Here is a 2938-nt window from a genome sequence, read left to right as displayed (position 1 = left end):
GGCCGTACCTACCGATCGGCAGGTACGGCTCGACGAACTTCCACTGGGCATGGGTGAGTTGCCTACGCGTCACCACCACAGTCCTACCGGATTCCCCCCTCAAACAGGACAGAACCCAAGAATGATCACGACATCACACAGGCTAGGGGTGCTCGATACCAGCTGAAGCCTGCTCCTCGCACCGAGCCATTGGAAGGTCACGACTCCCCGTCTACTGGGAATCTCCGCCCACGGTGCGCCAGGAGACCCGTTCATTCACCTCCACACACCGGCTGTAGGGGATCTGTGTGCGTTGCCCGTTCAGCGGCAGCCGCTGTGGGCAGACAGGCCGTGCCGCCTCACTCCGGGCGATGGCCGACAAGCACCGCACGAGACACGTCCTCCCGCCATACGACCATGATCGACGATGGGGAACGAGGTCGCCGACAGGCCCGACGTTGCCTGTGCCAGCGATAGTCCCAAGGAGTGACGACCGTCCGCAAGGAGGTCACTAAGGTCAGAGGGATGACGGAAGTTCCCCTCCCCAGGCGTTCCGGTCCGCGGTCGTGGGGTCCCAGTGCCGGGCTCGTGGCCCTCACCCTCTGCCCCGCGTTACTCATGCAGCCGAGCACCGACGTCTCCGCGCTCGCCTGGGGGCTGCTCATCGGCGCGGAGGCAGTGACAGGCGTGGCGCTGCTGTTGCGCCGCAGGCTTCCGTTGGCCGTCTTCGTGGTCGTCACGAGCGTCCTGGTGACAGCTGTAGTCGTCGGCGCCGCCCAGGAGACGCGGCTCTCCCCCCTGGTCGTCCTCTCTCTCGCGGTCTCCCTCTACACCGTCGGCAACCTCCGCCCCTACGGCACGCGCACGGTGATCGCGCTGCTCGTCGTCGTCGTCGTCGTCGCGGTCGGCGTGTGCATCAACCACCTCACCGCGGCCCCCGAGTACCAGGGCAGCTCGGACGTACTCGCCGTTCTCGCCCCCCTTCCCCTGGCCTGGGCCCTCGGCACCGCCACCCGCACCCACCGCGCCGACCTCGCCTCCGCCGCCCGGAGGATGGACGAGATGACACGCGAACAGGAGCTGCGGGAGCAGCAGGCCGCCCAGCAGGAACGGGTCCGGATCGCCGGGGAGATGCATGACGTGGTCGCACACTCCCTCACTCTGCTCGTGGTACGCGCGGAAACCCTGCGCGCCCGAGGCGGCGAACTCCCGGACTGGGCCCGTCGCCAGATCGACGGGCTGGCCGTGGCGGGCCGCCAGGCAGGTAGCGAACTGCGTGACCTGCTGGGAGTGTTGCGCGGTCCTGAGGAGTCTGCTCCTTTGCAACCCACACCGGGACTGGGGGAGTTACCCGAACTGCTCGAACGAGGCCGGGCCGCCGGCAGCCGGATCGCCGCCCGCCTCTGCGCACCGCAGGATCTGACTCGGCCGGTGCAGCTGGCCGTCTACCGCATCGTCCAGGAGGCACTCACCAACGCCCGTCGGCACGCGCCGGGAGCGCAGGTGCGGGTCACCGTCGCCGCCGACGAGGGCGGAGTGCGCTGCGAAGTGGAGAACACGGCGCCCGAGATACCCGGCGAGGTCAGCTGGGGTGCCGGACTCGGGTTGGTCAGCATGCGCGAACGGGTCGAAGCCCTCGGCGGCCTGCTGCGGGCCGGACCGACCAGAGAGGGCGGGTTCCGGGTGTCGGCCGCCTTTCCGCCGCGTCTGACACCCCTGGACGCCGCCGGTGTCTGACACGATCACCGTGGTCGTCGCGGACGACGAACGGATCATTCGCGAGGGCCTGGCCGCGATCCTCGGCGCCCAGAGCGGCGTGACGGTCATCGGCACCGCTGGCGATGGCGAGGAGGCCGTCGAGATGTGCGGCCGGCTGCGGCCCGACGTGGCCATGCTGGACATCCGCATGCCCCGTCGCGACGGCCTGTGGGCACTGCAGGAACTCGGCCGCCGCAGACTCCTGGGCCCCGGCCGTGCCCAGGTGCTCATACTGACCACCTTCGGCCTCGACAAGTACGTCGACCAGGCCCTCGCGGCGGGGGCGGCCGGTTTCCTCCTGAAGAACAGCTCCTACGAGGAGCTGACGGCGGCGGTCCGCGCCGCCGCGGCCGGACAGCGCACCTTGAGTCCCGCTGTCACTCAGCGGATCATCGAGAGCCACCTCGCGGCCCGGCGGCAGCCGGACACCGGCGATCTCGACCGGCTCACCGATCTGACACGCCGGGAGCGGGACGTCCTGCGGCTCATCGGTGACGGGCTGAGCAATGCGGAGATCGCAGACCGGCTGGTCGTCAGCCTCCACACGGTCAAGACACACGTCAGTCGCATGCTCGCCAAGACGGGCTGCCAGAGCCGCGCACAGGCGGCGGTACTGGCCCGCCGGACCCTGCGCTGACGAGACCCGCGACCCGCCTCCCGTCCGCCCCTGGTGCGGACCCATCAGCCCGCCCCGGTACCCGCACCGCATCATCCCGGGACCCGGGACCTGGGACCCGGAGCGCGGACACCCGGTTCACCGGCGGGGGCTGACCGCCGGCCCGCCCCTGCAACGGCTCGTTCGGCCCACCTGGGTCAGCTCATTCCTTGGAGTGACGCCGAGGCCGGTCCCGGTCCGTCGACGGAGCGATTGGCGCAGCGTGAAGCAGGCGACAACGAGTGACGATTCGCGGAGGGATACCGGGCTGAATGGTGCTGCGCGACAGAGGGCCGCGCAGCACCCTTTCAACCCGGGAGAAGACGATGGACCACCGGTCGGCCGCACCGAACCAGTCCGCCGGGCGGAGCCACCGCACCGCGGTCCCGCACCCCTGCGCCCCCCTGGGTCCGGCGAGTCGCCACAGCGGCGCAGGAGCGTTATCCGGTAGCGCAGTTGGAGCGGCTTGCACGGACGACGACGGCGACCGCGGCCGCGCGGTGAGGGTGGTCACCGGGACGATCTTCGCGCCGCGCGAGCGCACGG

Annotated in this window: 2 protein-coding genes; both read left to right on the top strand. The window is 70.4% G+C overall.

Annotated elements, in window-relative coordinates:
- The first annotated feature begins 597 nt into the window (after window positions 1-597).
- Complete coding sequence (locus ABZV34_RS38095; protein WP_356287471.1) at window positions 598-1716, top strand: histidine kinase; 1119 nt, start codon at window positions 598-600, stop codon at window positions 1714-1716.
- Entirely contained in the window at window positions 1709-2374 is a 666-nt protein-coding gene (locus ABZV34_RS38090) for a response regulator transcription factor (RefSeq protein ID WP_356287468.1), read from the top strand. The genes ABZV34_RS38095 and ABZV34_RS38090 overlap by 8 nt, the downstream gene beginning before the upstream one ends.
- Window positions 2375-2938 lie beyond the last annotated feature (564 nt).

Source organism: Streptomyces sp. NPDC005195 (assembly GCF_040608315.1).
GTDB lineage: Bacteria > Actinomycetota > Actinomycetes > Streptomycetales > Streptomycetaceae > Streptomyces > Streptomyces kaempferi.
This window is presented reverse-complemented; position numbering and strand designations above follow the sequence as displayed.